We start from the raw sequence: 26,025 nt of genomic DNA on the forward strand, positions 1-26,025 counted from the left end.
TGCGCCACGCTCGCGCCATGATCAGGTCATAGATTCAAACCCATCCATCCTTATCGAACGCGACGACACCGATGCCTTTCCGCCGCCTGCTGTTGCCGCTGCTCGCCGCGCTCGCCCTGAGCGCCTGCTTCGGTGGCAGCAAGCCCACGCCGGCGCCACCTGTCATCCTGCCCCCACCGGCACCGGTGAAGCTGAAGATCGGCCTGGCGCTCGGCGGCGGTGCCGCGAAAGGGTTTGCGCATATCGGCGTGATCAAGATGCTGCAAGCCAGCGGCATCCATCCGGACGTGGTCGCCGGCACCAGCGCCGGCAGCGTGGTCGGCGTCTTGTACGCCAGCGGCATGGATGCGTTCCAGCTGCAGCAGACCGCGTTCGGCCTGGATGAAACCAAGATCCGCGATGTGCGGCTGTTCTCCGGCGGCCTGGTGCAGGGTCAGGCGCTGCAGGATTACGTCAACCAGCTGGTGCACAAGCAATCGATCGAGCAGTTGAAGATCCCGTTCGCGGCGGTCGCCACCGAACTGGAAACCGGCCAGCGCACCGTGTTCGTGCGCGGCAATACCGGTCAGGCAGTCCGCGCGTCCTCAAGCATTCCCGGGGTGTTCGAACCGGTCGACATCCGCGGCAGGCATTACGTCGACGGCGGCGTGGTCAGCCCGGTACCGGTGGACGCGGCGCGCCAGCTCGGTGCCGACTTCGTGATCGCGGTGGACATCTCGACCAAGCCCAATGGCAGCAACCCGCAAGGCATGGTGAACATCGTCGGCCAGACCATCGCGATCATGGGCCAGCAACTGGGCGCCCAGGAAATGGCACGCGCCGACGTGGTGATCCGACCCAACATCAGCGGTATCGGTTCGACCGACTTCGAGCTGAAGAACCAGGCGATCCTCGAAGGCGAGCGGGCGGCGCTGGCGGCGATCCCCGACATCCGCGCCAAGCTCGCGGCGATGACCGCCGCTCGCCAGGCCTCTGCCTCGACACCCGCACACTGACCCGCATCGACGGCCATGCCGTCCTGCACTTGGCGCAAATGAAGTCGGGTTGTAGCGTGGCGATTTGTCTGCGCCGGAGCCTGCCATGCTGAAACGTCCACACCTGTCCGTCCTGTTGCTGGCCGTGGTGCTGACGCCTGTCGCATTCGCCGAACCGGCCAGCACCGACCCACGCATCGAACCTTTGCTGGCCCAGCTGAGCAGGACGCAGCCGATCGAGGCCGTGGCGGTCTCGCCCGACGGCAGGCAACTGGCCTGGGTGATCGAGCAGCAGGGCAAGTCGGCGATCACCGTGGCCGCCGCCGATGGCAGCCACGCACACCCGGTGAGCGCCGCGACCAGGCCCGGCAGTTGCGCCGAAACCGGTATCGCGTGGGCACCGGATTCGCGTCACCTGGCCTTCGTGTCCAACTGCAGCATCGACATGACCAGCACCAGGGCGATGCAGAACGACATCTATCTGGCCGACACCGCCGGCAACGACGCACCCACACGACTGGCCCAATTGAAAGGCTACGCGCGGGCGCTGCAATGGAGCGCCGACGGCAAGTCGCTCGGCTTCCTGTATGTGCCTGGCGCAACCCGCCACGCCAGTGCGCTGGCGGCTGCCAAGCCTGCGGCCGGTGAAGTTGGTGTAACCGGCGTGGAAGTGCAGCACGTGGCCAGCCTCGATATTGCCAGCGGCACGCTGCGCGAACTCACTCCGGCCGGCATGTACGCCTACGAATTCAACTGGTCGCCCGACGGCACACATATCGCTTACACCGCCGCACTGCCACCGGGTGACAACAATTGGTGGATCGCCAAGCTCTATGTGCAGCCAGCGAAACCGGATGCAGCCGCGACCGTTCTGGTCGACCCGGCGAATGCCGGCAGCGGATCGCTGCGCGGCCTGCAGATCGCGCTGCCGCGCTGGTCGCCGGATGGTTCGCGGATCGCCTTCATCGGCGGCCTGATGAGCGACCAGGGCGCCACCGGCGGCGACATCTACGCGGTGCCGAGTGCGGGCGGCAGGCTCGGCAATCTCACGCCTGGCATCCACGTCACGCCGTCGTGGCTCAGCTGGAGCGGACCGCAATCGCTGCTGGTGAACCAGATCAGCAATGGCCAGGTGCAGCTCGCCGACTATGCCGTGCGCGGCGACCGCGCGATCCAGCAGAAAGTCTGGTTCACCCTGCCCGCGAGTGTCGGCGATGGCACGGCCGCCCTGGCGGTATCGCTTTCGCACGACCAGCGGCAGATCGCGTTTATCCAGAGTTCTTATGCCGCCGCGCCCGAAGTGCATGCCGGTGCGCTCGGCAGCACGCCACCACCCGCGGTCACCGCCATCAATGCCGCACTGAAACCGAGCTGGGGCAACGCCGAATCGGTGGAATGGAACAACGAGGGCCTCCACGTACAGGGCTGGCTGCTGTATCCGGCCGATTACGACCCGAAGAAGACCTATCCGATGATCGTGGTGGTACACGGCGGCCCATCCAGTGCGGTGATCCCGAGTTGGCCGGGCGTGGGCTACGGCGGCGCGCCGCTGTCGGCACTGGGCTATTTCGTGCTGATGACGAACCCACGCGGCAGCTACGGCCAGGGCGAGAAGTTCGTGCAGGCCAACCGCCGGGACTTCGGCTATGGCGACTTGCGCGACACCCTCGCCGGCATCGATGCGGTGGAAAAGAAGCTGCCGGTCGACGACCGGCGCCTTGGCCTGACCGGCTGGAGCTACGGCGGTTTCATGAGCATGTTCGCGCCGACCCAGACCCAGCGCTTCCGCGCCGTGGTCGCGGGTGCCGGCATCGCCAACTGGCAGAGCTATTACGGCGAGAACCTGATCGACCAGTGGATGCCGCCGTTCTTCGGCGCCAGTGTCTACGACGACCCGGCGGTGTACGCCAAGAGCTCGGCGATCAACTTCATCAAGCAGGTGAAGACGCCGATGCTGATCGTGGTCGGCGACCGCGACGCCGAATGCCCGGCGCCGCAATCGTTCGAGATGTGGCATGCGCTGCGTGCGCAGGGCGTGCCGACCTCGCTGGTGGTGTATCCGAACGAGGGGCACCACTTCGTCGACCCGGTGCACCAACGCGACGTGCTGCAGCGGGCGCTGGGCTGGTTCGAGAAGTACTTGCCGGCGACGAACTAGTTCGCGCTGCAAAGATTTCTTGAGAGCTTGATCCAAGGCCGCCAGTGCTCGGCACTGGCGGCATTTTGTGCGGTGGCGGCAAAAGCCACGGTAGTTCGTTCCGGCAGCCAAAAGTCATGCTTGACACGCATCAAGTGTATTGCTGTACTGATACACATGGATGCTTCTCTGCTCACCGTTCAACCTACCGCACCGGAGCCGATCTACCGGCAGATCGTCGAGCAGTTGCGCCGCCTGATTGCCGGCGGCCAACTCGTTGCCGGCGAGCCCTTGCCGTCGGTACGCGACGTCGCCGGCTTCCATGCGATCAATCCGATGACCGTGTCGCGCGCCTACGGCATCGCCGAAGGCGAGGGCCTGCTGGAGCGCCAGCGCGGCAAGGGCATGGTGGTGGCCGCCACGCGCAAGGCCACCCAGACCGCAAGTCACCGGCTCGCCCTGCTCGAACCGCAACTGCAGGCGCTGGCGCGCCATGCGAACGAACTTGAATTGCCCGCCGAGCCGGTACTGCGGCGGCTGACCAAACTGCTGGGGGAAGAGAGATGAACGCCGTACTTCGTGAAATGGAATCCACTGTCGCGCCGTTGATGGTGAGCGGCCTCGTCCACTGCTACGAGGGCCACAACGTGCTCACCGGCGTCGACCTGACGCTGGAACCGGGCAGCGTGCTCGGGCTGATCGGCCGCAACGGCGCCGGCAAGTCCACCCTGATCCGCCTCATGCTCGGCCTGCTGCAGCCACTGGCCGGCGAAACCTTCGTCTTCGGCGAGCCGGCACTACAGCTCGACGATGCCACCAAGGCGCGCATCGCCTATGTACCGCAACAGCCCGAAGCGCTGGCGTGGCTTACGGCGCAGCAGATGTTCGATTTCATCGGCCGCTTCTATCCGCGCTGGGATGCGGCCTTCGCCAAGCGGATGCTGGAACGCTGGCAGATTCCGCCCAACAAGCTGCTGGCCAAGCTGTCGCCCGGCGAACGCCAGCGCGTCGACCTGATCCGCGCGCTCGCCTCGCAGCCGCAGCTGCTGGTGCTGGACGAACCGGCCGCCGCGCTCGATCCGGTCGCCCGTCGCGAGCTGTTGCGCGAGGTGGCGCTGCGCGCCGGCGAGTCCGGCACCACCGTGCTGTTCTCCACCCACATCGTGTCGGACCTGGAGCGGGTCGCCTCGGAGATCGCGTTCCTGCATCAGGGCAAGCTGCTGATGCGCTGCAGTGTCGACGAGACCAAGGAGCGCTATGCGCGACTGTGGCTGCCGGGCAAGATGAGCGCCGCCGCACCGGTGAACTCCCTGAGCCGGCGCCGCCACGACGATGGCAGCCTCAGCCTGGTGGTGGAACGCGATGCGCACGGCCAGTGGCCGGAAGCGGCGAACCTGCCCGGTGCGCGCGTCGACGCGCTGGGGCTGGAGGACCTGTTCGTGGAGATCGCGGAATGAACCCGTTGCCGCTGCTCCGGGTCCCCTGGTTCTCCGCGCATCGCTCGATGCGCTGGATGATGGTGTTCGTGCTTGCGTGCTGCAGCGCCGGCGCCGTCGCGATCGGCGTATTCGCCCCCGGGCCCGGGCAATGGAAAGGCGTCGCGGGACTGCTCGGCCTCGGCCTGTTCTTCCTGTGGGCCTTCTTTCTCTCGACCACCTTGTTGCTGGCGATCGATGCGCGCCAGTTGCGCGTGCCCGGCATCCAGCGGCAGATCATCCGCAGCCTGCTGTTGTGCGGCGTGCTGACCATAAGCCTGCCGGCCGTGCTGCTGGGCATGCTGGGCGAACCCGTAGCGCCCGTCGTGATCCTGCTGGCGCTGGCCAGCGTCCTGGGCGTGACCTTCGCACTGATGCCTCGCTACCTGGCCGCGCTGCTCGGGATGACGCCTTCGCTGCTCAACGCGCTGTGGTACCGCTGCCACCTGCCCGGTCCCGATGATCCGCATTTCACCGCCGCAGGTGCGGTCTCCGTCGTTGCGTTGCTGCTGCCCATCATCTGGCGCTGGCGCCAGCTGGTGCGGGCCGGCGCCAACCAGCCGCAGGGCTGGTCCTCGCCAATGGTGCTGCAGTTGCGCAATGGCAGCTGGGGCCATTGGAGCGGCATCGGCGAGAACCGGCAGATCCGCTTGCGGCCGGTCTGGCTGCAGCCCGATGCCAGTCTTACCGGTGTCGGGCCGGCCATGCCGCGCAAGGCATTGCGGATAGCCCTCGGTGGCTGGTACATGCCGCAGACCCTGCGCAGCTATGCCAGGCAACTGGGCCTGCTGCTCAGCCTCTTCGCACTGCCGATGCTCGGCTTTGTGGCGATTGCCAGGTTCGGGCGAAGCGGCAGTGACGTGTCCACCACGCTGACCGCGGGCCTGGTCGGCAGCTTGGGCGCACTTACCGTCATAGCCGGGCCGATGGTCGGCGCCTTCAGCCTGGCTTGGCTGGGCAAACGCTGGCAACGCGTGAATGGCGAACTTCCCTTGCTTGCGTTGCTGCCGGCTTTTGGCGATCCCGCGTGCGCCAAGCGGGAACTGCTGCGCGCGGGGCTCGGCCTGCCGCTGTGCCTGCATGGCCTCCTCGCAGTGCTTGTGGTCGCGGCGATGCTGCACTGGCACCAGTATGCGCAACCGCTTTCGTTCCTGTTGCTTGCGCAACTGGTCACCGCCACCGTCACCGTCTCCGCGTTGCTCAATCTGTTCGGCGGTCTTGCGCTGCCGCTATGGGCGATGGGGCTGACACTGGCTGCCACCTTCCTGCTCACCGTGCTGAGCGCGATGCTGCCGGCCATGGCCTGGGGTCATCATCCGGTCGGCTGGGCCGGCGCGATGTTGCCTCCACTGGGACTGGGCTGGCTGTTGCTGGGTGGCGCCATGATCTGGCTCGGCCGACGTGGCTGGCGGGGGCTGATGCTGCGTCCGCATCCGTTCCTTTTGAACTGAGGGATTGCCGATGGATCACATCTGCGCCCGACGACTGCAGGACGAATTCAAGCCGCCGCCCGTGCTGGCGCAGGAGATCGCTGCAGAACAGACACCACGTGCGCTGCTGCACCGCTGGCAGCCACGGGCATGGCTGCTGTGCTGGCTGTTGCTGCCGGTGCTTGCCGGCTGGGTCGACTGGCTGCCGTCGTATCGTCAGCTGATTCACGGCGGGATGTTTGCAGCGCTCGTGGTTACTGCCATGATGGGCCGGGTATGCATCGCGCGCTGGCTGGCCGGAGCGGCCATGCTTGCCGCCGCCATGGCCAGGGCACGACGATTGGGCGCTGAAACCAAGGAAAAGGCCGACGCATGAAATGGATCACATCGAAAAGGCTGCAGAGCGAATTCGGACTTTCGTGGGCCGAGGCCGAACAGATCATTCGCGAACAGGTGCGCATGTCTGATCGCCGCTGGGACTGGTGCGCGCTATTGATCGGCACCCTGCGATTGACCGGCTTGCTCTGGGTATTCGTCGGCGCCAAATCGGCTTTCCCGTCGGCGCATGGAGGACGACTTGCATTGCTTGAATTGCCGGGCCTTGCAGTACTCGCTTTCGCGCACCTGGTACTTCCACGCCTGCTGGCCGGGGGCGCGATACTGGGCGTGGCAAAAGCGCGTGGGGTGGCTTGCGGCGAGTCTTGCCCGGCGGCCAGCAAACACTTCTCTTCGTAGCCATCCAAACGAGGCATCACCCATGGACGAACAACCCAATGAGCCCAAGCGCCAGCGGAGTCAGGCGATGGGTTCCAGCATCGCCATCGGCGTGGCCATCGGCAGCGCCCTCGGCGTCGCGCTGCACAACCTAGCTCTCGGCGTGGGTCTTGGCGTCGCGCTGGGTACCCTGTTTGGCGCGCTGCGCGTGCGTTCGGAGAAATGATGCGCTGACCCGACGCATCGGATCGGCGCCTTGCCGTCAGAACAGCTCGCCCTGCGGCGACGATTTGCGTGGCGGCACGAAACGCGAAGTATCGAGCAGGAGTTCGCGGGCGCGACCGAAGCCGTGCCTGCGGCAAGCCACTTCGAAGCGGCGGCGCAGCAAGTCGGCGAACACGCCCTGCCCGCGCATGCGGGTGGCGAAGTTGCTGTCGTAGTCACGGCCGCCGTTCATCTGCTGCACCAGGCTCATCACGTGCTCGGCGCGTTGTGGTGCGTGCAGGCTGAGCCATTCGCGGAACAGCAGCTTTAACTCGTACGGCAGGCGCAGCGTGGTGTAGCCTGCGCAGCGCGCGCCCGCATCGGCGGCCTGCGCCATCACCGCTTCCATGTCCTTGTCGTTGAGTGCCGGAATGATCGGCGCCACCAGCACGCCGACCGGTACCCCGGCGTCGGCCAGAGTGCGGATTGCCTTGATCCGCCGAAGCGGTGCACTGGCCCGCGGTTCGAGTTTCGCGGCCAGATGGTTGTCCAGCGAGTTGACCGAGACGAACACCTGCACCAGCCGCTCGCGCGCCATCGGCACCAGGATGTCGAGGTCGCGTTCGACCAGCGCGTTCTTGGTGACGATGGTGCACGGGTGATGGCATTCGGCGAGCAGTTCCAGCGCGGCACGGGTCAGCCGCCAGCGTTTCTCGATCGGCTGGTACGGATCGGTGTTGCTGCCGATGTTGATCGGGCTGATCACGTAACCGGGCTTGGCCAGTTCCGCGCGCAGCACTTCGGCGATATTGCCTTTCGCACGCAGCTTGGTTTCGAAGTCGAGACCGGGCGACAGGTTGAGGTAGCTGTGCGATGGCCGTGCAAAGCAGTATATGCAGCCATGTTCGCACCCTCGGTACGGGTTGATCGCCTGGCTGAAAGCGATGTCCGGCGAGTCGTTGCGGCTGATCACGCTACGCGCGCGTTCCTCGGTGACCTCGGTGCGCGGGCGCGGCGCGTCTTCGTCCAGCAACGCGCTTTGCCAGCCGTCATCCTCGGCTTGGTGGCGGATATTCTCGAAGCGGCCCTCGGGATTGGAGGCAGCTCCACGGCCCTTGATCATCCGGCTCGTTTGAGCCTGGTCGTGCGGGGTTTGCGGTGGCAACGGATCATCCATCGGCGCAGTTTGCCGCGATGATGTCTCAGCCGCCGCGACATCTTTCGCGTGCGTGATGCGGCGCCCGCCGGGCGCACTTCGGCGGCGTTATGATGCGCCGGTCAGGCCGCGGCAGGCGGCGTGTTCCACATGTCAGGGGCCCATCATGCGCTGGCTGTTGTTCGTCCTCACCCTGTTTGCCTTCGTGTTGTGCTTTACCCGTCACAGCGCCGGTGCGTGGGGCTTCTGGCTGCTGATGGGCTTCGTCGGCATCATCGCCACCACGCTGGCGTTCGCGCAGGCCCGCCTCGCCGGCAGCTCACGTGTCGACAGTCTGTCCGAATACGACCTGATGCGGCTGCGCGAGGGCAAGGATCCGCTCAATCACGATCGCCCCGAGCGGTAGCGCAGATCAAATCCACCCTAGGAGCGTGCCCTGCGCGCGTATGCTCTGGTGTTGGTCGGAGTGAAAAGCATCGCGCCTAGGGTGTGCTCCTACGACGCGGCTCGCTGCGGGCCGAGCTCCGCCGTCATCGCCTCGCGCATCAGGAATTTCTGCACCTTGCCGGTCACCGTCATCGGGAAGGCATCGACGAAGCGCACGTAGTGCGGCACCTTGTAATAGGCCAGGTGGTGACGGCAGTAATCCTGGATCTCCGCCTCGCTGGCCGCGCAGCCTTCGCGCAGGCGGATCCATGCGCAGACCTGCTCGCCGAACTTCGCATCGGGCACGCCGAACACCTGCACGTCCTGCACCTTCGGATGGGTATAGAGGAATTCCTCGATCTCGCGCGGATACACGTTCTCGCCGCCACGGATGATCATGTCCTTGAGCCGGCCGACGATGCGGCAATAGCCGTCCGCGTCGATCACCGCCAGATCGCCGGTGTGCATCCAGCCGGCCTGGTCGATCGCTTCATGCGTTCGCACCGGATCGTCCCAGTAGCCGAGCATCACCGAATAGCCGCGCGTGCACAGCTCGCCCGTCTCGCCGCGCGGCACCACCCGGCCGTATGCGTCGACCAGCTTTACCTCGAGGTGCGGATGGATCCGCCCGACGCTGTCGACGCGGCGTTCCAGCGGATCGTCTGGCACGGTCTGGAAGCTGACCGGGCTGGTCTCGGTCATGCCGTAGGCGATGGTGACCTCGGCCATGTGCATCTCGCCGACCACGCGGCGCATCACCTCGATCGGACACGGCGAGCCGGCCATGATGCCGGTGCGCAGGCTGCTCAGGTCGAACTCGGCGAAGCGCGGGTGTTCGAGTTCGGCGATGAACATCGTCGGCACGCCGTGCAGGCCGGTGCAGCGTTCCGCCGCCACCGTTTCCAGCGTGGCCAGCGCGTCGAAACCCTCGCCAGGAATCACCATGCAGGCGCCGTGGGTGACGCAGGCCAAGTTGCCCAGCACCATGCCGAAGCAGTGGTAGAACGGCACCGGTATGCACAGCCGGTCCTGCTCGGTGAGGCGCATCGCCTCGCCGATGAACCAGCCGTTGTTGATGATGTTGTGGTGGGTCAGCGTGGCGCCCTTCGGCGCACCGGTGGTGCCGGAGGTGAACTGGATGTTCACCGGATCGTCGAAGCCAAGCTTGTTCTCCGCCTCATGCATGCGGGCCAACGCGGCCGCATCGCCGAGCGCCGCCAGTTGCTGCCAGCTGCGCGTGCCCGCTGCCGCTTCTTCATCGAGCAGGATCACCTCGCGCAACGCCGGCAGTCGTGCCACATTCAACTGGCCGTGGGTACTGGCGGCCAGCTCCGGCGCCAACTCGCCCAGCATGTCCAGGTAGCGTGAGGTCTTGAAGCGGCGCGGCAACACCAGCGCACGGCATGCCACGGTGTTGAGCGCGTATTCCAGCTCGTGCGCGCGGTAGGCCGGATTGATGTTGACCAGGATCAGCCCTGCCTTCGGCGTGGCAAACTGCAGCACCACCCACTCGGCACGGTTCGGCGACCAGATGCCGACGCGATCGCCACGCTGCAACCCCAGCGCCAGCAGGCCGGCGGCGACGCGTTCCACCTCGGCATGGAATTGCCGATAGCTCATCCGCACGTGCTGCGCGCGCACCACCAGCGCCGGACGTTCGGGATGGGCGGCGGCGATGCGATCGATCAGTGTGCCCAGCGTGTCGCCCAGCAACGGCTGGGAACTCCCACCGTGGACATAGCTTGGTGCGGCACTCATTGGTGCTCTCCCGAGATCATCGCGCGGAATTCACTGGCCAGCATAACGCCTGCGCTGGTGTCCGGATCGCGGTAGCCATGCATCGCGGTGAGCTTGCCGATCACCCTTCGCTCACGATCACTGCACATCGAAACACGGACGCTTGTACCGTTGGCGTGCCGACCGGCACTGCTTGTTCAAACCTGGGAGTTCATGATGACTGCATCCGGCCTGATCGTCTTTCTGCTCATCGGCGCAATTGCCGGCTGGCTTGCCGGCCTGATCGTGCGCGGCTTCGGCTTCGGCCTGCTCGGCAATATCGTGGTCGGCATCATCGGCGCGTTTCTCGCCGGCTGGCTGCTGCCAATGCTCGGCGTCGGCTTCAGCCTCGGCAGCCCGATCGTCACCAGCATCGTCTACGCGATGATTGGTGCCATCGTGCTGCTGGTACTGATCGGCTTGATCAGGCGCGCCTGAGTTCCCGTCCGAACCGGGCCGCCGCCGACCATGCCGCGGTGGCCCTCGCCCAGGCGGCGCGCTACTCTCGCACGCCTATGAGCGAACTCAACCAGCGTGATTTCACCCTCGACCCCGAAGACAACGGCCGGCTGGCCAACCTGTGCGGGCCGTTCGACGAGCATCTGCGCCAGATCGAGCTGCGCCTCGGCGTGGAGATCAACCACCGCGGCAGCATCTTCCAGGTGATTGGCGAAGACGCCCCGATCCGGGCGGCCGAGAAAGTGCTGCGCGCGCTGTATGCCGTCACCGAAGACGAGGCGCTGACCGGGGCGAAGATCAACCTGCACCTGGCCGAATCCGGCATCGACGCGATCACCGCGGAGGCGGCCGAAGGCGCGCAGGACGTGACGATCAAGGTCAAGCGCGGCGTGATCAAGGGCCGCGGCCCGAACCAGGCGCGCTACCTGCACGCGATCGCCAGCCACGACATCAATTTCGGCGTGGGCCCGGCCGGCACCGGCAAGACCTACCTGGCGGTGGCCAGCGCGGTCGAGGCGCTGGAGGCGAACCGCGTGCAGCGCCTGCTGCTGGTGCGCCCGGCGGTGGAGGCGGGCGAGAAGCTCGGCTTCCTGCCCGGCGACCTGTCGCAGAAGGTCGATCCGTACCTGCGCCCGTTGTATGACGCGCTGTACGAAATGCTCGGCTTCGAGAAGGTGGCCAAGCTGATCGAGCGCAACGTGATCGAGATCGCGCCGCTCGCCTATATGCGCGGCCGCACGTTGAACGATTCCTACGTGATCCTCGACGAGGCGCAGAACACCACGGTCGAGCAGATGAAGATGTTCCTCACCCGCATCGGTTTCGGCACGGTGGCGGTGATCACCGGCGACGTCACCCAGGTCGACCTGCCGCGCAGCACCCGCTCGGGCCTGCGCCAGGCGATCGAGGTGTTGCGCGGGGTCAACGGCATCAGCTTCACCTTCTTCACTTCGCGCGACGTGGTGCGCCACCCGCTGGTGGCGAAGATCGTGCGCGCCTACGAGGCGTTCGAGCAGAAGGAGGAAGACGGCAAATGAGCCTGCCATCGCGCGCTTCCGGAGCAGCGGCTTCTGCCGCGAAAGCTTCTTCGCGGGTCCAGCCAGAGCGATCGCCGCTCCCTCAGGGAAATGCCACGGTGCACCTCGGCTATGCGGTGCCGCGGACCGGGCTGCCCGCGCCGGTCAGCTTCCGCCGCTGGGTCGAGGCGGCGCTGCGTGGTGCGAAGCGACGCAAGCCGGCCGAACTGGCGATCCGCCTCGTCGATGCCGACGAAGGCCGCGCACTCAACCGCGACTACCGCGGCAAGGACTATGCCACCAACGTGCTGTCGTTTCCCGCCGAACTGCCGCCAGGGGTGGCGCTGCCGCTGATTGGCGACCTGGCGATCTGCGCCCCGGTGGTGCTGCGCGAGGCCACCGAGCAGGGCAAGCTGGCGCGCGATCACTGGGCCCACCTGACTGTTCATGGCGTGCTGCACCTGCTTGGTTACGACCATATCGAGGACAGCGAAGCCGAGGCGATGGAGGCCCTGGAAACCCGCATCCTGGCCGGCCTCGGCATCGCCGATCCGTACGCCTGATCGTTCTCACGAGCCACCTGGAACAGGCTTGTGCTCTGAATTGTCACGGATTTTCCGCTAGACTCGCCGATACCGCCCGCTCGCGGGCAGCACTCCAACCGTGAATGAACGACGACCCTGGCAGTACCAGCGGCCCGGCACACCGTACCTGGTGGGACCGGCTGGGCCACATGTTTTCCGGCGAGCCACGCAACCGCAGCGAACTGCTTGAGGAGTTGCGCGCCGCCCAGACCAACGGACTGCTGTCCGTCGATACCCTCACCATGGTCGAGGGTGCGCTCAAGGTCAACGAGCTGAGCGTGGACGACGTGATGGTGCCGCGCGCGCAGATCGTGATGCTCGCGGCCGAATCGCCATTGACCGAGATCCTCGCCACCGTGGTCGAATCCGGCCATTCGCGCTTCCCGGTGCACGGCGAGGACAAGGACGAGATCCTCGGCATCCTGCTGGCCAAGGACCTGCTGAAGTACTTCGGCTCCGCCGGGCACTTCGACATCCACGCGATCCTGCGCCCGGCCGTGCTGATTCCCGAATCGATGCGCCTGAACGTGCTGCTGGACGAGTTCCGCCGCTCGCGCAACCACATGGCGCTGGTGGTCAACGAATACGGCGGCGTCGCCGGCCTGATCACCATCGAGGACGTGCTCGAGCAGATCGTCGGCGAGATCGACGACGAGCACGACGACGACGAACCCGAGCTGATGCACGAACAGCCCGGCGGCGACTGGCTGGTCAGCGCACTGACCCCGATCGAGGACTTCAACGAACAGGCCGGCACCGCGTTCTCCGACGAGGAATACGACACCGTCGGCGGCATGGTCACCTCCGAATTCGGCCACCTTCCCGAGGTCGGCGAGGAAGTGGCGATCGGCGGCTTCCTGTTCCACGTCACCGAGGCCGACGACCGCCGCGTGCAGCAGTTCCGCGTGGCGCGGCACGACAAGCGATGAATGCGCGCCGGCGCAGCCGCCGGCACGCATTCATCAACGCCTGCTTTTCTCAAGAGGCGCGCGGCGCTCCAATCGGCAGCACCGTGCGTTGCTGCGACTCATTGATCACCTCGGCTGCGGACAAGTAGAAGGCGAGTACCGCCGTGAGCAGTCCGGCATAACCGCCAGCCATGTGCAGCGCAGCCATGCCGGTCCATTCGCCGGCCGCGAGCAGGAAGAAAGTGATCCACAGCACCAGGAAGATCAGCTGCAGCGCGCGCGGCGCGCGGAGCGTGGCCAGCCACATGTAGAAGGTGAACACGCCCCACAGGCACAGGTACCAGCCGACGAACGCCGGCGGCACCTTGTCATGCAGGAACAGCACGAACAGCGCGAACGACCACCAGAACGCGCCGTAGCTCAGGAAGGCGGTGGCGCCGAAAGTGTTGCCGCGCGGCAGTTCCATCACGCCGGCGATCGCCTGCGCGGTGCCGCCGTAGGCCAGCGCGCAGGCCAGCACCAGATTCATCGCATCGCTGCTGAACCAGCCGGCATTGATCATGCTGAGCAGCCAGGTGGTGAGTGCGAAGCCGGCCAGGCCCAGAGGCGCCGGATTGGAGAACTGCCGTGGTGTCTGCGTGCTGCTCATCTGCCAATCTCCCCATCGAATGAATCGGAATGTGCTTGCGGCGGCGTGCGTTTGCCAGACTTCGGGATAATCCGAACAACTTGTCATCCCAGCGAACCCCGAACAGGGGCTAGATCCGGTCAGTCATCCTTCTTTGGATTCAGAAGTGATACAGCGCGCTGACGCTCAACTGATTGCCGCTGGTGGTCTTGCGATCCACGCCGTTGCTGGTCGAGTCGAGCACGTCGTGCATCCACTCGAGACCGAGATCGTAGGCGCCCGCGCTGTATTGCACATTCAGCGCCGACTGCCGGTTCCTGAGCAGACCGGTCGCACCGTTCCCCATCCAGCGGATCACGTCGGCGGTATTGGGCTTGCTCATGCCGTAGAACGCGTTGGCACTCCAGTTCGGCGTGAAGTTGTAGCCGGCTTGCAGATAGCCGCCGGTGTCCTCGATGTCGCCGAACTGGGACAAGTCGCCGAAGATCTCGCCCAGCCCCTTGCCGGTGTAGACCAGGCCCTTGAACATCCATGGGCCCGGCTTCCAGCTGCCGCCGACCTCGTAGCCCACGCTCTTCACCGTGGACTGGAGCGGGGTCGGGGTCGTCCCGCTCACCCCGCGCAGATCGACCTCGCTGTAGTGCGCCACGGCATAGGCCAGCCAGTCCTTGTCCTGCACATGCAGGCGCGCCTCGACCTGTGGGCGGAAGCCGACGTTGCCGGCTGTCAGGTAGTTGGTGTTGTTCACGGCGCCATCCGGACCGTTCCAGGAGCCTTCGAACACGCCAAGATCCAACCGCCACCTGACGCCCGCCGAGCCATGGTTGAGATCCTGCATCCACACCAGGCCGGGGAAGCGCCAGCCGATCATGCCGGTGCCAAAACCCAGCGGAAACGCGATATGCGAAAGCGAGGTCGACACATTGTCCAGCGGGAACATGAACTCCCATTGCTGGCCGATCCTGACGGTGCTGCCGGTATCGGGATTGCTCAGGTCCATATAGGCCTGACGCAGGCGCGGTATCGGCTGCTGCTGGCTGTAGGCACCGGTGCCGTTGTAGCCACCGAAGAAGTCCATCTCGATGCGACCGCCGCCGATCCAGTCACCGGCGAATTTGGCACCGCTGAAATCGAGCCAGAAACGCGTGTTGCGCACATCGACACCACTGAGCGAGCCGTTGGAACCGGGTACCGGGTATTCGGCATTCTGGCCGTTGCCGTAGGTGAAGCTCTTGCTCTGGTCGAACGCGGTCGCACTGATGAATCCGTGCAGGGCCACCGATACGCCCGGAGCACTGGTGAAGGTCGGCGTCGCCGCTTGGGTCGCGGGCGCCGCCGCCACATTCTGCGCAGGCATGGCAGGCGCTGGCGCCGCCTTCTGTGCCTGGATCATTGCCTTGAGTTCATTCAACTGCTGCTCCAGCTGCGCCACGCGCTGTTCGAGCTGTTGTTCGCGCGTATCGTTGCTCTGCGCATGCGCGGCCAGCGGCATGGCCAGCGCGCAAGCCATGCTCAGGGCGAGCGCGGTGTAACGATTTGAATATCGCGTGATCATGCGTGCGTCTCCCCGCGGTCAAGGTCGGATCGAGCATGGCCATGCTGCAGCGCGCGCGACTATTCGCCATTGGTCGAGATTCGACCAAAGTCGACACCATGTGCCGACGCATGCGCCGCGGCGATACGGCTAAACTCGAAGCCTCAAGCCCGCCGGGCGTCGATGCCTGCCGCGGCTCCCCCGTCGCACCCTCGATACCAGCCAGCAGGAGGCCAGTCATGTCCAGGATCTACCCGGTCACCCCCGCGTTTGCCGCCGCGGCACGCGTTCGCCATGACGACTACACGCGCCTGTATGCCGAGTCGGTGGACGATCCGGTGGGTTTCTGGGGTCGCGTCGCTGGCCGGCTGGACTGGATCAAGCCACCGGCCAAGATCAAGAACGTCTCGTTCGATCCGAAAGACCTGCACATCCGCTGGTACGAGGACGGCGAGCTCAACGTGTCCGCGAACTGCCTCGACCGCCACCTCGCCGAGCGTGGCGACAAGACCGCGATCATCTTCGAGGGCGACGACCCGAACGACTCGCGCCGGATCAGCTATCGCGAACTGCATGCGGAAGTGTGCAAGTTCGCCAACACGCTGAAGAACCTCGGCGTGGGCAAGGGCGACCGCGTGGCGATCTACCTGCCGATGATTCCCGAGGCCGCGGTGGCGATGCTGGCCTGTGCGCGCATCGGCGCGGTACATTCGGTGGTGTTCGGCGGCTTCTCGCCCGACTCGCTGGCCGGGCGCATCGCCGATTCCACCTGCAAGCTGGTGATCACCGCCGACGAAGGCGTGCGCGGCGGCAAGCGGATCGCGCTGAAGGCCAACGTGGACGCCGCGCTGGAACGTCCCGGCACCAACAGCGTGGAAACGGTGGTGGTGGTACGCCGCACCGGCGCCGCGGTGCCGATGCAGTCGCCACGCGACCGCTACTGGCACAACCTGATGGACGGCCAATCGGCCGATTGCCCGGCCGAACCGATGGAAGCGGAACACCCGTTGTTCATCCTGTACACCTCCGGCTCCACCGGCAAGCCGAAGGGCGTGCTGCACACGTCCGCCGGTTACCTGGTCTACACCAGCTACACGCACGAGCTGGTGTTCGACCTGCGCGAGGACGACGTCTACTGGTGCACCGCCGATGTGGGTTGGGTCACCGGCCACAGCTACGTGGTGTACGGTCCGCTGGCGAACGGCGCCACCACCGTGATGTTCGACGGCGTGCCGAACTATCCGGATTTCAGCCGCTTCTGGCAGGTGATCGACAAGCATCGGGTGAGCCTGTTCTATACCGCGCCCACCGCGATCCGTGCACTGATGCGCGAAGGCGAGGCACCGGTCAAGAAGACCTCCCGCGCTTCGCTGCGCCTGCTCGGCTCGGTCGGTGAGCCGATCAATCCGGAAGCATGGGAGTGGTATCACCGCGTGGTCGGCGACGAGCGCTGCCCGATCGTCGATACCTGGTGGCAGACCGAGACCGGCGGCATCCTGATCACCCCGCTGGCCGGCGCGATCGATGCCAAGCCCGGTTCGGCCACGCTGCCGTTCTTCGGCGTGAAGCCGGCCATCGTCGATGCCAATGGCGAGCTGCAGGAAGGCGCCGCCGAGGGCAACCTGATCATCACCGATTCCTGGCCTGGCCAGATGCGCACCGTCTATGGCGACCACCAGCGCTTCATCGAGACCTACTTCAGCGCGTATCCGGGCAACTACTTCACCGGCGATGGCGTGCGTCGCGACGAGGACGGCTATTACTGGATCACCGGCCGCGTCGATGACGTGATCAACGTCAGCGGCCATCGCATCGGCACCGCCGAGGTGGAGAGCGCTCTGGTCGCGCATCCCAAGGTGGCCGAGGCGGCGGTGGTCGGTGCCCCGCACGAGATCAAGGGCCAGGGCATCTACGCCTTCGTCACCCTGATCGCCGGCGAACAGGGCAGCGACGAACTGCGCAAGGAACTGGTCGCCTGGGTGCGCAAGGAAATCGGTCCGATCGCCACGCCGGATTACCTGCAGTGGGCGCCCGGCCTGCCGAAGACCCGTTCCGGAAAGATCATGCGCCGCATCCTGCGCAAGATCGGCGAGAACCTGCCCGACCAGCTCGGCGACATCAGCACGCTCGCCGATCCCGGCGTGGTGAAGAGCCTGGTGGACGAGCGGCTGATCAAATAAGTAAGCAGGAGTGAGTGGGGAGGAGTGAGACGTGAGTAAATGCGGAAAGCTTGCTCGATGCCCTCTCTCGTTTCTCACTCCTCCCCGCTCACTACTCGCCTTATGCCCGACATCCTGATCGCCGATGACCACCCGCTGTTCCGCGATGCCCTGCAGCGCGCGGTACTGCATGCGTTGCCGCAGGCACGGGTGCACAGCGCCGACAGCGTGCATGGCCTGCTGGGCCTGATCGAGCAGTTTCCCGATGCCGAGCTGCTGCTGCTCGACCTGCACATGCCCGGTGCGCGCGGCTATTCCGCGCTGGCGCATATCCGCGGGCAGTACCCGGGACTGCCGACCATCGTGGTGTCCGGTCATGAAGAGGCGCAGGTGGCGCGCCGCGCGCTGGCGCACGGTGCCTCGGCGTACATCCCGAAATCCACGCCGGGCGAGGGCATCGTCGCGGCGATCCGCGCGGTGCTCGATGGCGATGTCTGGCTGCCGCATCCGCAGTTCGGTGGCGCCAGCGAACTCAAGCCCGACGAAGCCGCTGCCGCCGCGCAGATTGCCTCGCTCACGCCACAGCAGTTCCGCGTGATGACGATGATCGCCGAAGGCCTGCTCAACAAGCAGATCGCCTACGACCTCGGCGTCTCCGAGGCCACGGTCAAGGCACACATGACCGCGATCATGCGCAAGCTCGGCGTCAACAACCGCACCCAGGTCGCGCTGATCGCCAGCCAGCTGGCGGTTGACCAGGAAGCCATGCCGAGCTTTTCCGACAACGGGAATTGAATCCCCTGCGCTAGCGCCGCAGCAGCGCCGTCAGCAAGGCACGCAACGCCGCCGGACGCACCGGCTTGTGCAGTACCGGATAACCCAGCGCACGCGCGCGCTGCTTCAACTCGCTGCTGCCGTCGGCGGTGATCATCGCTGCCGGCGGCAGCTCGGGATAGTCGACACGCAGCAGTTGCAGTGCCTGCAGGCCATCGACGTCATCGGCGAGATGGTAGTCGGCGAGGATCAGGTCGACCGGGCCACGCGCCAGTTCGTGCCGGGCCTGCTCCACATTCAGCGCGGTGCGACACTCCACGCCCCAGCGCTGCAGCAGCGCACGCATGCCATCCAGGATGGCGGCATCGTTGTCCAGGCACAGCACCGCCAGCGGCAGCTGTTCGTCGCTGCCGCCTCGCGGCACCTGCTGATGACGCGCCGGCACGGCGGCGCTTCGTGGCACAGTGACCGAGAAGCAGCTGCCGCGATGCAACTGCGAGTGCAGATTGAGCCGGTGGCCGAGGATGCCGGCAAGGCGATCGCAGATCGACAGGCCCAGGCCGAGCCCCTTCTCGCCCCACGGCGAAGGCTGCTCCAGCCGCTGGAATTCGTCGAAGATCCGCGCACGCTGTTCCGCCGCGATGCCGGGACCGCTATCCCACACCTCGATGCGTACGCTGTCGCCTTCCCGGCGCGCACCGAGCAAGACGCCACCGGCGCGCGTATAGCGCAGCGCATTGGACAGGAAATTCTGCAGGATCCGGCGCAGCAGCTGCGGATCGCTGCGCACGGCCAGCCGCGTCGGCACCACCCGCAGGCACAGCCCGCGCTGTTCGGCGACCACCGCAAACTGCGCCTTCAGTGAATCGAACAGTTCGCTCAGCGCGAAACCGCCCACGTCGGGCCGGTAGCTGCCGGCATCCAGTCGCGAGGTGTCGAGCAAGGCATCGAGCAAATCCTCGGCGGCGCGGAACGAGGCATCGATGCGCTCGGCCAACTGGCTGGCTTCCGCGTCCAGCCCCGGATGCTGACGCAGCGCGGAGGTGAACAGGCGCGCCGCATTCAACGGTTGCAGCAGGTCGTGGCTGGCGGCGGCGAGGAAGCGCGTCTTGGAAATATTGGCGGTCTCCGCCGCGCGCCGCGCCTGCGCGGTCGCCGCCAGCGCCTCGGACAGCTCGGCGGTGCGCTGCTCCACCCGCTGTTCCAGCGTCTCGTTCACTTCGAGCAGCGCCTGCTCGGCATGCTTGTAGGCGGTGACATCGGTATACGTGGTGACATAGCCGCCGCCCGGCAGTGCGCGGCCGCGCATCTCGATGACCGTGCCATCCGGTCGCAGTCGCTGGAACAGATGCGACGAGCCGGCGCGCATGTGATCGATGCGCCGTGCCACATGGCCGTCCACCTCGCCCGGACCGCACTCGCCCATCTCGGCGTTGCGGCGGATCAGCTCGGCCACCGGCACGCCGACGTGCACCATGCCGTCGGGATAGTCGAACAGCTCCAGGTAGCGCCGGTTCCACGCGACCAGCCGCATCTGCGCGTCGACCACGCTGATCCCCTGCGAGACGTTCTCCAGCGTGGTGGAAAGCAGCTCGCGATTGAAGCGCAGTTCCTGCGAGGCTTCGTCCATCAGCGCCATCGCCTCGGCAAGGTCCAGCCCGCTGCCGGACAGTGCACCGATCAGGATGCGCCGCGCATTGGCCGTGCCGACCGCCGAGGCCAGCAGGCGTTCGGTGTACTGGATCAGGGCGCGATCGGCCACGGCGCCGGCCTGCATCGCCAGGCCGTGGCGCTCGCCATACTCGGCGAACGCCCGGGTGCTGCTGCGCTCGCCGACGATGCGTTCGGCGATCGTGCGCAGATCGGCCACCGCCACCCGGCCACGCCAGTCGCCCACACCGCTGCGCGTAGCCCGGTTGCCATCGACAAACATCGCCGCATGCAGGCGCTCTTCCAGGCGCGGGCGGAAACGCAGCGAGATGAAAACCAGACAGCCCATATTGACCAGCAGCGACCAGAACGCCCCATGCATGACCGGATCCCAGCCATCGATATGGAACAGCGCCTGCGGACGCAACCAGCTCCAGCCGAACGGGCCTGCCTGCAACCACGTCGACGAACGGCTGACCGCCGGCAGCAACAGCGTATACACCCACACGGCAAAACCGCCGATCAGGCCGATCGCGACACCGCGGCGATTGGCGCCGCGCCAGTACATTGCCGCGAACAGCGCCGGTGCGAATTGCGCCACCGCGGCAAAGGCGAGCAAGCCGGTCGCGGCCAGATTCTGCGCATCGGCGGCCACCCGGTAATACGCATAAGCCATCAGGGCCAGCGCCACGATCGCCACCCGGCGCACCCGCAGCACCAGTTGCGGCAGGTCGCTGCGCTGCTCCAGCCGCAAGCGCCGGATGCGCAGCAAGGCCGGCATCACCAGGTCGTTGCTGATCATGGTCGACAGCGCGATCGACGCCACGATCACCATGCCCGTCGCCGCCGAAAAGCCGCCGATGAAGGCCAGCAGTGCCACCGCGCGATCGCCGTGCGCCATCGGCAGCGTCAGCACCCAGATATCGGCGACGCCGTCGCGCACCGCCGGCAGGTGCATGCCCGCTGCCACGATCGGCAACACCGCCAGACTGATGATGATGAGATACAGCGGCAGCATCCAGCGTGCACGCCGCAGATCGTCGATGTCCTCGCATTCGACCACGCCGATCTGGAACTGCCGCGGCAGGCAGAACAGCGCCACGAACGCCAGCATGGTCTGCGCCAGGAATCCCGGCGACAGACCCTTGTCCATCTGTTCGATCGGAATACGTACGGTCGTGGCCAGGCCCGGGCCGTGCCACCACGCATACCCGGCCAGTGCCACGAACGCGAACAGCTTGATCAGCGACTCCAGCGCGATCGCCAGCATCATGCCGTGGTGATGCTCGGTCGCATCGATGCTGCGCGTGCCGAACAGGATCGCGAACAGGGCCAGCAGCAAGGCGCACCACAAGGCGGTGTCGACGCCGGCTCCGGGGATCGCCCCCGGTGCGACTCCGCCAAGCACGTCGAACGACATCGCCACCGCCTTGAACTGCAGCGCGATGTACGGCACCACCGCGACCACCGCGATGATCGCCACCAGCGCCGCCAGGCCGTGCGACTTGCCGAATCGTGCCCCGATGAAATCGGCAATCGATGTGATGTTGCGCTGTCCGGCCACCTGCACCAGCCGGCGCACCAGACCAAAGCCGAACACGAACAGCAGGATCGGGCCCAGATAGATCGGCAGATACGCCAGGCCGTCGCGCGCCGCCGTGCCGACCGCGCCGTAGAACGTCCACGACGAGCAATACACCGCGAGTGCCAGGCTGTAGATGATCGGACGCAGGCGCGGCTGGCGCGGATAGACCGGCCGACGATCGCCGGCATAGGCCACGACGAAAAGCAGCCCCACGTACAGCAGCGCCACCAGCAACAGTAACCAGGCCTGGATCAAGCAAGCTTTCTCCATCGAAGAACTGACGGCGCCGACACCAAGCCGCGTGCTTGTGCATGGGCCATGCCGGCGGCAACATGGGCGGATGACTGCATCAGACCGACAGCCGCTTGCCAACGTAGCAGAGCATCTGCGCGATGACGAGATTCACGTCTGGCGCATGGCCTACCGGCACGCGCAAGGGCGAGCGCCATTGCGCCGCGTGCTTGCAGCCTATCTGCATAGGGATGCCACCGAAGTTGTGCTGGTGGACGGTGAACATGGCCGGCCGGCGTTGGCCGCCGGCCACGATCGCGGGATCGGTTTCAACTGGTCGCACAGCGGCGAACACGCCGTTATCGCCGTGGGTCGGCATGTGACGCCCGGTATCGACCTGGAACGCCTTCGACCGCGACCACGTGCGCTGGACATCGCCCAACGGTATTTCAGCGCCGACGAGGCCGCCTTGCTGGCTGCCCTGCCTGCCGCGGATCGCAGTGCGGCTTTCCTCGAACTGTGGACGGCGAAGGAAGCCGTGCTCAAGGCACTCGGCCGCGGCATCGGTTTCGGGCTGCACCGGCTCAGCATTGCCCGCGTGGATGCACAACTGCGCCTGTTGCGGCTTGAAGGCGACGATGCACGTTGCTGGCAACTGCATCCGCTTGCTGTCGGTTCGGCCCTGCTGGCGGCCCTGGCCTGGCGCGGGGATACGCGGCGGGTCCGGTCCTACACACTTGCCGGCGACGGTTGATCGGTACACTGTCGGATTGATGCGCACGCGACCCTGCACCGAAGCCCGCGTGCCGCAGCGACCTCCCCGCCACAGATCGTGCACCCGCCATGACCCTGCTCAGCGTCAACCTCAACAAGATCGCCGTATTGCGCAATTCGCGCGGCGGCCACGAACCGGACATCTGCCACGCCGCGCAGACCTGCATCGAAAGCGGCTGCGGCGGCATCACCGTGCATCCGCGACCGGATCAGCGCCATGTACGACCGGATGACGTGCGCGCACTGGCCGCCATGCTGGGCGGGCGGGTGGAATACAACATCGAGGGCAATCCATTTGCCCCGGCACGCGGTGGCTATCCCGGGCTGATTGCGCTGGCGCGCGAAGTTCGGCCCACCCAGGTGACCCTGGTGCCCGACGGCGATGGCCAGATCACCTCCGATCACGGCTTCGACCTGGTCCGCGACAGCGATCGGCTGCGTCCGCTGGTGGCCGAGTTGAACGAGTTCGGTTGCCGGGTCAGCCTGTTCGTCGATGCCGCGGTCCAGGACTTCGCCATGGCGAAGGCGATGGGCGTGCAGCGCATCGAGATCTACACCGGCCCGTATGCGCAGGCCTTTGCCGAAGGGCAACCCGAAGCCGCGCTGGCTGCGTGCGCCGATACCGCCCGCCGCGCGCAACAGGCCGGACTGGCGGTGAATGCCGGACACGATCTCAGCCAGGCGAACCTGGGCACGTTCAAGGCGGCGATTCCCGGGCTGGCGGAAGTCTCGATCGGCCATGCGCTGATCGGCGAGGCGCTGTACCAGGGTTTGGCCAGCACCGTGCGCAACTATTTGCAGATCCTGCGCTGAGGCTGGCCGCCGGGCGCATCACCTCATGTGGCGCATAAACAGAAACCCCCGCACATGGCGGGGGTCTCTGTCTCACATACGTATCCGTGCCCTCGCAGGCAGCGGATCAACCCGTCACTGGACTTCGGTGAAGCCGATCTTGGTCAAGTTGTAGCTTTTCGCGTCGGCCAGCACACGCGCCACGTACTGATAGGCGACACCATCGTCAGCGGCAATCTGGATTTCCGGCTGATTGCTCTGCTGGGCGATCACGGCGAGCTGTGCTTTCAAGCCCAGTTCGTCGACCGGCGTATCGTTCCAGTAGAACGCGCCACCCTGGTCAATCTTCAGGTGAATCGGATCCAGCGGATTGGGCGGATTGATGACATTCGGATTCGGCTGCGGCAGATCGACCTTGATCTTGTGCGCCAGCACCGGTGCCGTGATCATGAAAATGATCAGCAGCACCAACATCACGTCGACCAACGGCGTGACGTTGATATCCGACATCGGTCCACTGGTTTTGGTAGTGAAGGCCATCTCTCGTCACCCCTTCGGCGCGTCAGTGGTCATGAAGCCGACATGCACCATGCCCGAATCCTTCGCGTCGCTGATCACCTTCTTGACGATCTTGAACTCGGTCGTCTTGTCGGCGCGGATCTGCAGTTCCGGCTGCGGTGACTTCTGCGCGTTCACCGCGAGCTGTGCCTTCAATTCAGCCTCTTCGACCTTGTGATCGTTGAAGTACAGGCTGCCATCCGACTTGATCGCGAGATCAAGCGGCGGTACCGGCATTTCCTCGTCCTTGGTCTTCGGATTGGCGGTGGGCAAATCAATCGTGATGGAGTGCGACATCAGCGGTGCGGTGATCATGAAGATGATCAGCAGTACCAACATCACGTCGACCAGCGGCGTGACGTTGATTTCCGACATCGGACCGCCGGAATTGCCCCCGGTACTCATCGCCATGGGTCAATCCCTCACTTCTGGCTTTCGACGCGCGAGCCGGTGGCGAAGAAGTCGTGCAGGTCATGCGCGAATTCGTCGAACCGGGCGTAGGTCAGACGATTCGAACGGCTGAAGAAGTTGTAGGCGAACAGGGCCGGGATCGCGGCGAACAGACCGAACGCGGTCATGATCAGCGCCTCACCCACCGGGCCAGCCACCGCGTTCATCGACGCGTTGCCGGTAGCGGCAATGCCGATCAGCGCGTGGTAGATGCCCCACACGGTACCGAGCAGGCCGACGAACGGTGCGGCCGAACCGACCGTGGCGAGCAGGGTCATGCCGCCTTCCAGACGCAGGCTCTCGCGAGCGACGGCCTGACGCAGGGCGCGGTCGATGAACTCCGAGCGGCTCAGCGATTCAGCCAGACGACCGGTGGTGCCTGCCGTGCTCTGCTGGTGATGGGCAACCGCCGAAGCAGCGTCCAGCGCGATCTTGGAGAACGGCTCGCTCTTGGGCTGCGATTCCAGTTCGCGGATCGCGTCCTGGGTGGAGCCATTGCCCCAGAAGCCGTCGATGACCTTGTCGGCGCGTGCCTTCACCGTGGCATTGCGAATGCCGTTGGCGATGATGAAGTACCACGACAGGAACGACATCACCACCAGCGTGACGAACACGACCCAGCCGAGCCAGTCGAAGTTCTGCATCAGGTTGGCGAAGCCCATCTGCTTCATGGCTTCGGCGTTGGTATTGCCACCCATAGCCTGTGCGGCATCGGTTGTTGCAGGAGTCTGTAGGAACATAACGCTACCCTAGGGAAGTCAAGCGTGAACTGTAACTGTAATCGACTGGAACTGGATTACAGCTGATTGAATTGATGCGTGAATTACATTAACCGCCGAGATTGAAGTTGATGGGAATACGGGCGTAACCCTCAACCTTCTTTCCGCCTTTGACCTCTGGATTGAAACGCCAGTTTCTCGCTGCATCCATGGCCGCACGGTCCAGCTCGCGGAAACCACTCGATTTATCCACCTTGATGTCCTTTGGCGTTCCATCGATGCCGACCAGGATCATCAGAACCACCGTGCCCTCATGATGCTGGCGCACGGCTTGCGGCGGGTAATGCGGATCAGGGCGACTACCGTAGCTGAGATCCGAACCAGCGGCGATGTCCGCTGCAACAGGAGCTGGGGCCGGCGGGGTCGGTGGGGCCGCCTGGGTGGCCATGGCCGATCGCTCTTCCACAGCCGGCGGCGGGGCCGGCGGTGGTGGCATCGGCGGCGGCTTGACCATCTGCACGATTTTCGGCGGCGGCTGCTTCGGCGGCTCCGGCGGCGGCGGCGGCGGCGGTGGTGGCGGCGGCGGCGGCTCCTGGAAGGTCACCTGGACGACATGTTCCTTCTCTTTGTGATTCTGGTGCGGCGGCGCCATCGGCGCCACCAGCAACAGAAACGCAAACGCATGCAGCCCGATGGCCACTGCCAATGCCCAGGTGCGCTTCCAACTAAACGGCTCGCGCCCGATTTCTTCGTTACTTGAGGCCATCTGTCACTGTCTGGAGCTGATCAATCGGAAGAGAACGTAGCCGCAGGGCGTAACTCGAACCCGTCTGTGTTGCCTGGACGGAACTCGCCGCTGGGGAGACGCAGGGAAAGGTTTTCAACGGTACAACAGCACATGACTTTTGTATA

26 protein-coding genes are annotated in these 26,025 nt (G+C 65.7%); 17 read left to right on the forward strand and 9 right to left on the reverse strand.

Annotated features, from left to right (window positions below; all coding sequences use genetic code 11):
• Nucleotides 1-71 precede the first annotated feature (71 nt).
• From B0E46_RS12485 to B0E46_RS12520, 8 genes are all read left to right on the forward strand, one after another.
• Nucleotides 72-995: a patatin-like phospholipase family protein gene (locus B0E46_RS12485; RefSeq protein WP_077556119.1), complete on the forward strand. Its 924-nt coding sequence runs from the start codon at nucleotides 72-74 to the stop codon at nucleotides 993-995.
• Between the two features lie 85 nt (nucleotides 996-1,080).
• Complete coding sequence (locus tag B0E46_RS12490; RefSeq protein WP_077556120.1) at nucleotides 1,081-3,132, forward strand: S9 family peptidase; 2,052 nt, start codon at nucleotides 1,081-1,083, stop codon at nucleotides 3,130-3,132.
• 156 nt (nucleotides 3,133-3,288) lie between these two features.
• Nucleotides 3,289-3,678: a GntR family transcriptional regulator gene (locus tag B0E46_RS12495; RefSeq protein WP_077556121.1), complete on the forward strand. Its 390-nt coding sequence runs from the start codon at nucleotides 3,289-3,291 to the stop codon at nucleotides 3,676-3,678.
• On the forward strand, nucleotides 3,675-4,568 hold the full coding sequence (locus B0E46_RS12500; RefSeq protein WP_077556122.1) for an ABC transporter ATP-binding protein: 894 nt from the start codon (nucleotides 3,675-3,677) through the stop codon (nucleotides 4,566-4,568). Before B0E46_RS12495 ends, B0E46_RS12500 begins: the two co-directional genes overlap by 4 nt.
• The gene (locus B0E46_RS12505) at nucleotides 4,565-6,037 is read left to right on the forward strand and encodes a hypothetical protein (RefSeq protein WP_077556123.1); all 1,473 of its coding nucleotides are present in this window, start codon (nucleotides 4,565-4,567) and stop codon (nucleotides 6,035-6,037) included. Before B0E46_RS12500 ends, B0E46_RS12505 begins: the two co-directional genes overlap by 4 nt.
• A 10-nt stretch (nucleotides 6,038-6,047) precedes the next feature.
• Nucleotides 6,048-6,392, forward strand: coding sequence for a hypothetical protein (locus B0E46_RS12510; RefSeq protein WP_077556124.1), 345 nt, complete (start codon nucleotides 6,048-6,050; stop codon nucleotides 6,390-6,392).
• Complete coding sequence (locus B0E46_RS12515) at nucleotides 6,389-6,751, forward strand: hypothetical protein (protein ID WP_077556125.1); 363 nt, start codon at nucleotides 6,389-6,391, stop codon at nucleotides 6,749-6,751. The genes B0E46_RS12510 and B0E46_RS12515 overlap by 4 nt, the downstream gene beginning before the upstream one ends.
• A gap of 22 nt (nucleotides 6,752-6,773) precedes the next feature.
• Entirely contained in the window at nucleotides 6,774-6,956 is a 183-nt protein-coding gene (locus B0E46_RS12520) for a hypothetical protein (protein WP_077556126.1), read from the forward strand.
• A 36-nt stretch (nucleotides 6,957-6,992) separates the two neighbouring features.
• Here the strand turns inward: B0E46_RS12520 and B0E46_RS12525 are convergent, their stop codons facing one another.
• Nucleotides 6,993-8,111: a PA0069 family radical SAM protein gene (locus tag B0E46_RS12525; protein ID WP_077556127.1), complete on the reverse strand. Its 1,119-nt coding sequence runs from the start codon at nucleotides 8,109-8,111 to the stop codon at nucleotides 6,993-6,995.
• A 145-nt stretch (nucleotides 8,112-8,256) separates the two neighbouring features.
• On the opposite strand from B0E46_RS12525, the gene B0E46_RS12530 reads away from it, so the two are divergent.
• On the forward strand, nucleotides 8,257-8,496 hold the full coding sequence (locus tag B0E46_RS12530) for a hypothetical protein (RefSeq protein WP_077556128.1): 240 nt from the start codon (nucleotides 8,257-8,259) through the stop codon (nucleotides 8,494-8,496).
• An 89-nt stretch (nucleotides 8,497-8,585) separates the two neighbouring features.
• On the opposite strand, the gene B0E46_RS12535 is transcribed toward B0E46_RS12530, so the two are convergent.
• Nucleotides 8,586-10,274, reverse strand: coding sequence for an AMP-binding protein (locus tag B0E46_RS12535; protein ID WP_077556129.1), 1,689 nt, complete (start codon nucleotides 10,272-10,274; stop codon nucleotides 8,586-8,588).
• Between the two features lie 195 nt (nucleotides 10,275-10,469).
• Between B0E46_RS12535 and B0E46_RS12540 the strand changes: the two genes are divergently transcribed.
• The 4 genes from B0E46_RS12540 to B0E46_RS12555 all read left to right on the forward strand — a co-directional run bounded on the left by B0E46_RS12540 (nucleotide 10,470) and on the right by B0E46_RS12555 (nucleotide 13,280).
• The gene (locus B0E46_RS12540) at nucleotides 10,470-10,730 is read left to right on the forward strand and encodes a GlsB/YeaQ/YmgE family stress response membrane protein (protein WP_077556196.1); all 261 of its coding nucleotides are present in this window, start codon (nucleotides 10,470-10,472) and stop codon (nucleotides 10,728-10,730) included.
• 77 nt (nucleotides 10,731-10,807) lie between these two features.
• On the forward strand, nucleotides 10,808-11,788 hold the full coding sequence (locus tag B0E46_RS12545; protein WP_077556130.1) for a PhoH family protein: 981 nt from the start codon (nucleotides 10,808-10,810) through the stop codon (nucleotides 11,786-11,788).
• Nucleotides 11,789-11,886: 98 nt separating this feature from the next.
• Nucleotides 11,887-12,330, forward strand: coding sequence for an rRNA maturation RNase YbeY (ybeY, locus tag B0E46_RS12550; protein ID WP_254425156.1), 444 nt, complete (start codon nucleotides 11,887-11,889; stop codon nucleotides 12,328-12,330).
• A gap of 104 nt (nucleotides 12,331-12,434) precedes the next feature.
• Nucleotides 12,435-13,280 carry a transporter associated domain-containing protein gene (locus B0E46_RS12555; RefSeq protein ID WP_077556132.1) on the forward strand — a complete coding sequence of 282 codons (846 nt, stop codon included), beginning with the start codon at nucleotides 12,435-12,437 and terminating at the stop codon, nucleotides 13,278-13,280.
• A gap of 49 nt (nucleotides 13,281-13,329) precedes the next feature.
• On the opposite strand, the gene B0E46_RS12560 is transcribed toward B0E46_RS12555, so the two are convergent.
• Together B0E46_RS12560 and B0E46_RS12565 are read right to left on the reverse strand one after the other, a co-directional pair.
• Entirely contained in the window at nucleotides 13,330-13,908 is a 579-nt protein-coding gene (locus tag B0E46_RS12560; protein WP_077556133.1) for an acetate uptake transporter family protein, read from the reverse strand.
• Between the two features lie 139 nt (nucleotides 13,909-14,047).
• Nucleotides 14,048-15,442, reverse strand: coding sequence for a DUF3138 family protein (locus B0E46_RS12565; protein WP_139350531.1), 1,395 nt, complete (start codon nucleotides 15,440-15,442; stop codon nucleotides 14,048-14,050).
• A 218-nt stretch (nucleotides 15,443-15,660) separates the two neighbouring features.
• Here B0E46_RS12565 and acs point away from each other — a divergent pair, with 218 nt between their 5' ends.
• Both acs and B0E46_RS12575 read left to right on the forward strand, forming a co-directional pair.
• A complete protein-coding gene (acs, locus tag B0E46_RS12570; protein WP_077556134.1) occupies nucleotides 15,661-17,601 on the forward strand; it encodes an acetate--CoA ligase in 1,941 nt (646 codons plus the stop codon).
• A 102-nt stretch (nucleotides 17,602-17,703) separates the two neighbouring features.
• Nucleotides 17,704-18,375, forward strand: a complete 672-nt coding sequence (locus B0E46_RS12575) for a response regulator transcription factor (RefSeq protein ID WP_077556135.1) — start codon at nucleotides 17,704-17,706, stop codon at nucleotides 18,373-18,375.
• Nucleotides 18,376-18,385: 10 nt separating this feature from the next.
• Here the strand turns inward: B0E46_RS12575 and B0E46_RS12580 are convergent, their stop codons facing one another.
• Nucleotides 18,386-21,844, reverse strand: coding sequence for a PAS domain-containing hybrid sensor histidine kinase/response regulator (locus B0E46_RS12580; RefSeq protein WP_174567081.1), 3,459 nt, complete (start codon nucleotides 21,842-21,844; stop codon nucleotides 18,386-18,388).
• 85 nt (nucleotides 21,845-21,929) lie between these two features.
• Here B0E46_RS12580 and B0E46_RS12585 point away from each other — a divergent pair, with 85 nt between their 5' ends.
• Nucleotides 21,930-22,574 (forward strand): 4'-phosphopantetheinyl transferase superfamily protein, encoded by a 645-nt coding sequence (locus B0E46_RS12585; protein WP_077556137.1) that lies wholly within the window; start codon nucleotides 21,930-21,932, stop codon nucleotides 22,572-22,574.
• Between the two features lie 89 nt (nucleotides 22,575-22,663).
• Nucleotides 22,664-23,407, forward strand: a complete 744-nt coding sequence (locus B0E46_RS12590) for a pyridoxine 5'-phosphate synthase (protein ID WP_077556138.1) — start codon at nucleotides 22,664-22,666, stop codon at nucleotides 23,405-23,407.
• Nucleotides 23,408-23,521: 114 nt separating this feature from the next.
• Here B0E46_RS12590 and B0E46_RS12595 read toward each other — a convergent pair whose 3' ends face one another.
• The 4 genes from B0E46_RS12595 to B0E46_RS12610 form a co-directional block, all read right to left on the reverse strand.
• Entirely contained in the window at nucleotides 23,522-23,926 is a 405-nt protein-coding gene (locus B0E46_RS12595) for a biopolymer transporter ExbD (protein ID WP_077556139.1), read from the reverse strand.
• Nucleotides 23,927-23,932: 6 nt separating this feature from the next.
• Nucleotides 23,933-24,355 carry a biopolymer transporter ExbD gene (locus B0E46_RS12600; protein ID WP_077556140.1) on the reverse strand — a complete coding sequence of 141 codons (423 nt, stop codon included), beginning with the start codon at nucleotides 24,353-24,355 and terminating at the stop codon, nucleotides 23,933-23,935.
• Nucleotides 24,356-24,366: 11 nt separating this feature from the next.
• Nucleotides 24,367-25,092 (reverse strand): MotA/TolQ/ExbB proton channel family protein, encoded by a 726-nt coding sequence (locus tag B0E46_RS12605; protein ID WP_077556141.1) that lies wholly within the window; start codon nucleotides 25,090-25,092, stop codon nucleotides 24,367-24,369.
• A gap of 130 nt (nucleotides 25,093-25,222) precedes the next feature.
• Nucleotides 25,223-25,879 carry an energy transducer TonB gene (locus tag B0E46_RS12610; RefSeq protein ID WP_077556142.1) on the reverse strand — a complete coding sequence of 219 codons (657 nt, stop codon included), beginning with the start codon at nucleotides 25,877-25,879 and terminating at the stop codon, nucleotides 25,223-25,225.
• Nucleotides 25,880-26,025: the final 146 nt, after the last annotated feature.

The sequence above is a fragment of the Rhodanobacter sp. B04 genome, assembly GCF_002001125.1.
Taxonomy (GTDB): domain Bacteria; phylum Pseudomonadota; class Gammaproteobacteria; order Xanthomonadales; family Rhodanobacteraceae; genus Rhodanobacter.

What these genes read in the sequence shown, in the direction of transcription:
- B0E46_RS12490 (WP_077556120.1), top strand. Translation starts at nt 1,081, where the DNA reads ATGCTGAAACGTCCACACCTGTCCGTCCTGTTGCTGGCCGTGGTGCTG.
- B0E46_RS12510 (WP_077556124.1), top strand. Translation starts at nt 6,048, where the DNA reads ATGGATCACATCTGCGCCCGACGACTGCAGGACGAATTCAAGCCGCCG.
- B0E46_RS12585 (WP_077556137.1), top strand. Translation starts at nt 21,930, where the DNA reads ATGACTGCATCAGACCGACAGCCGCTTGCCAACGTAGCAGAGCATCTG.
- B0E46_RS12515 (WP_077556125.1), top strand. Translation starts at nt 6,389, where the DNA reads ATGAAATGGATCACATCGAAAAGGCTGCAGAGCGAATTCGGACTTTCG.
- B0E46_RS12575 (WP_077556135.1), top strand. Translation starts at nt 17,704, where the DNA reads ATGCCCGACATCCTGATCGCCGATGACCACCCGCTGTTCCGCGATGCC.
- B0E46_RS12590 (WP_077556138.1), top strand. Translation starts at nt 22,664, where the DNA reads ATGACCCTGCTCAGCGTCAACCTCAACAAGATCGCCGTATTGCGCAAT.
- B0E46_RS12540 (WP_077556196.1), top strand. Translation starts at nt 10,470, where the DNA reads ATGACTGCATCCGGCCTGATCGTCTTTCTGCTCATCGGCGCAATTGCC.
- B0E46_RS12565 (WP_139350531.1), bottom strand. Translation starts at nt 15,442, where the DNA reads ATGATCACGCGATATTCAAATCGTTACACCGCGCTCGCCCTGAGCATG.
- B0E46_RS12520 (WP_077556126.1), top strand. Translation starts at nt 6,774, where the DNA reads ATGGACGAACAACCCAATGAGCCCAAGCGCCAGCGGAGTCAGGCGATG.
- B0E46_RS12555 (WP_077556132.1), top strand. Translation starts at nt 12,435, where the DNA reads ATGAACGACGACCCTGGCAGTACCAGCGGCCCGGCACACCGTACCTGG.
- B0E46_RS12485 (WP_077556119.1), top strand. Translation starts at nt 72, where the DNA reads ATGCCTTTCCGCCGCCTGCTGTTGCCGCTGCTCGCCGCGCTCGCCCTG.
- B0E46_RS12535 (WP_077556129.1), bottom strand. Translation starts at nt 10,274, where the DNA reads ATGAGTGCCGCACCAAGCTATGTCCACGGTGGGAGTTCCCAGCCGTTG.
- B0E46_RS12500 (WP_077556122.1), top strand. Translation starts at nt 3,675, where the DNA reads ATGAACGCCGTACTTCGTGAAATGGAATCCACTGTCGCGCCGTTGATG.
- B0E46_RS12610 (WP_077556142.1), bottom strand. Translation starts at nt 25,879, where the DNA reads ATGGCCTCAAGTAACGAAGAAATCGGGCGCGAGCCGTTTAGTTGGAAG.
- B0E46_RS12605 (WP_077556141.1), bottom strand. Translation starts at nt 25,092, where the DNA reads ATGGGTGGCAATACCAACGCCGAAGCCATGAAGCAGATGGGCTTCGCC.
- B0E46_RS12495 (WP_077556121.1), top strand. Translation starts at nt 3,289, where the DNA reads ATGGATGCTTCTCTGCTCACCGTTCAACCTACCGCACCGGAGCCGATC.
- B0E46_RS12560 (WP_077556133.1), bottom strand. Translation starts at nt 13,908, where the DNA reads ATGAGCAGCACGCAGACACCACGGCAGTTCTCCAATCCGGCGCCTCTG.
- B0E46_RS12525 (WP_077556127.1), bottom strand. Translation starts at nt 8,111, where the DNA reads ATGGATGATCCGTTGCCACCGCAAACCCCGCACGACCAGGCTCAAACG.
- B0E46_RS12595 (WP_077556139.1), bottom strand. Translation starts at nt 23,926, where the DNA reads ATGGCCTTCACTACCAAAACCAGTGGACCGATGTCGGATATCAACGTC.
- B0E46_RS12505 (WP_077556123.1), top strand. Translation starts at nt 4,565, where the DNA reads ATGAACCCGTTGCCGCTGCTCCGGGTCCCCTGGTTCTCCGCGCATCGC.
- acs (WP_077556134.1), top strand. Translation starts at nt 15,661, where the DNA reads ATGTCCAGGATCTACCCGGTCACCCCCGCGTTTGCCGCCGCGGCACGC.
- B0E46_RS12600 (WP_077556140.1), bottom strand. Translation starts at nt 24,355, where the DNA reads ATGGCGATGAGTACCGGGGGCAATTCCGGCGGTCCGATGTCGGAAATC.
- B0E46_RS12530 (WP_077556128.1), top strand. Translation starts at nt 8,257, where the DNA reads ATGCGCTGGCTGTTGTTCGTCCTCACCCTGTTTGCCTTCGTGTTGTGC.
- B0E46_RS12545 (WP_077556130.1), top strand. Translation starts at nt 10,808, where the DNA reads ATGAGCGAACTCAACCAGCGTGATTTCACCCTCGACCCCGAAGACAAC.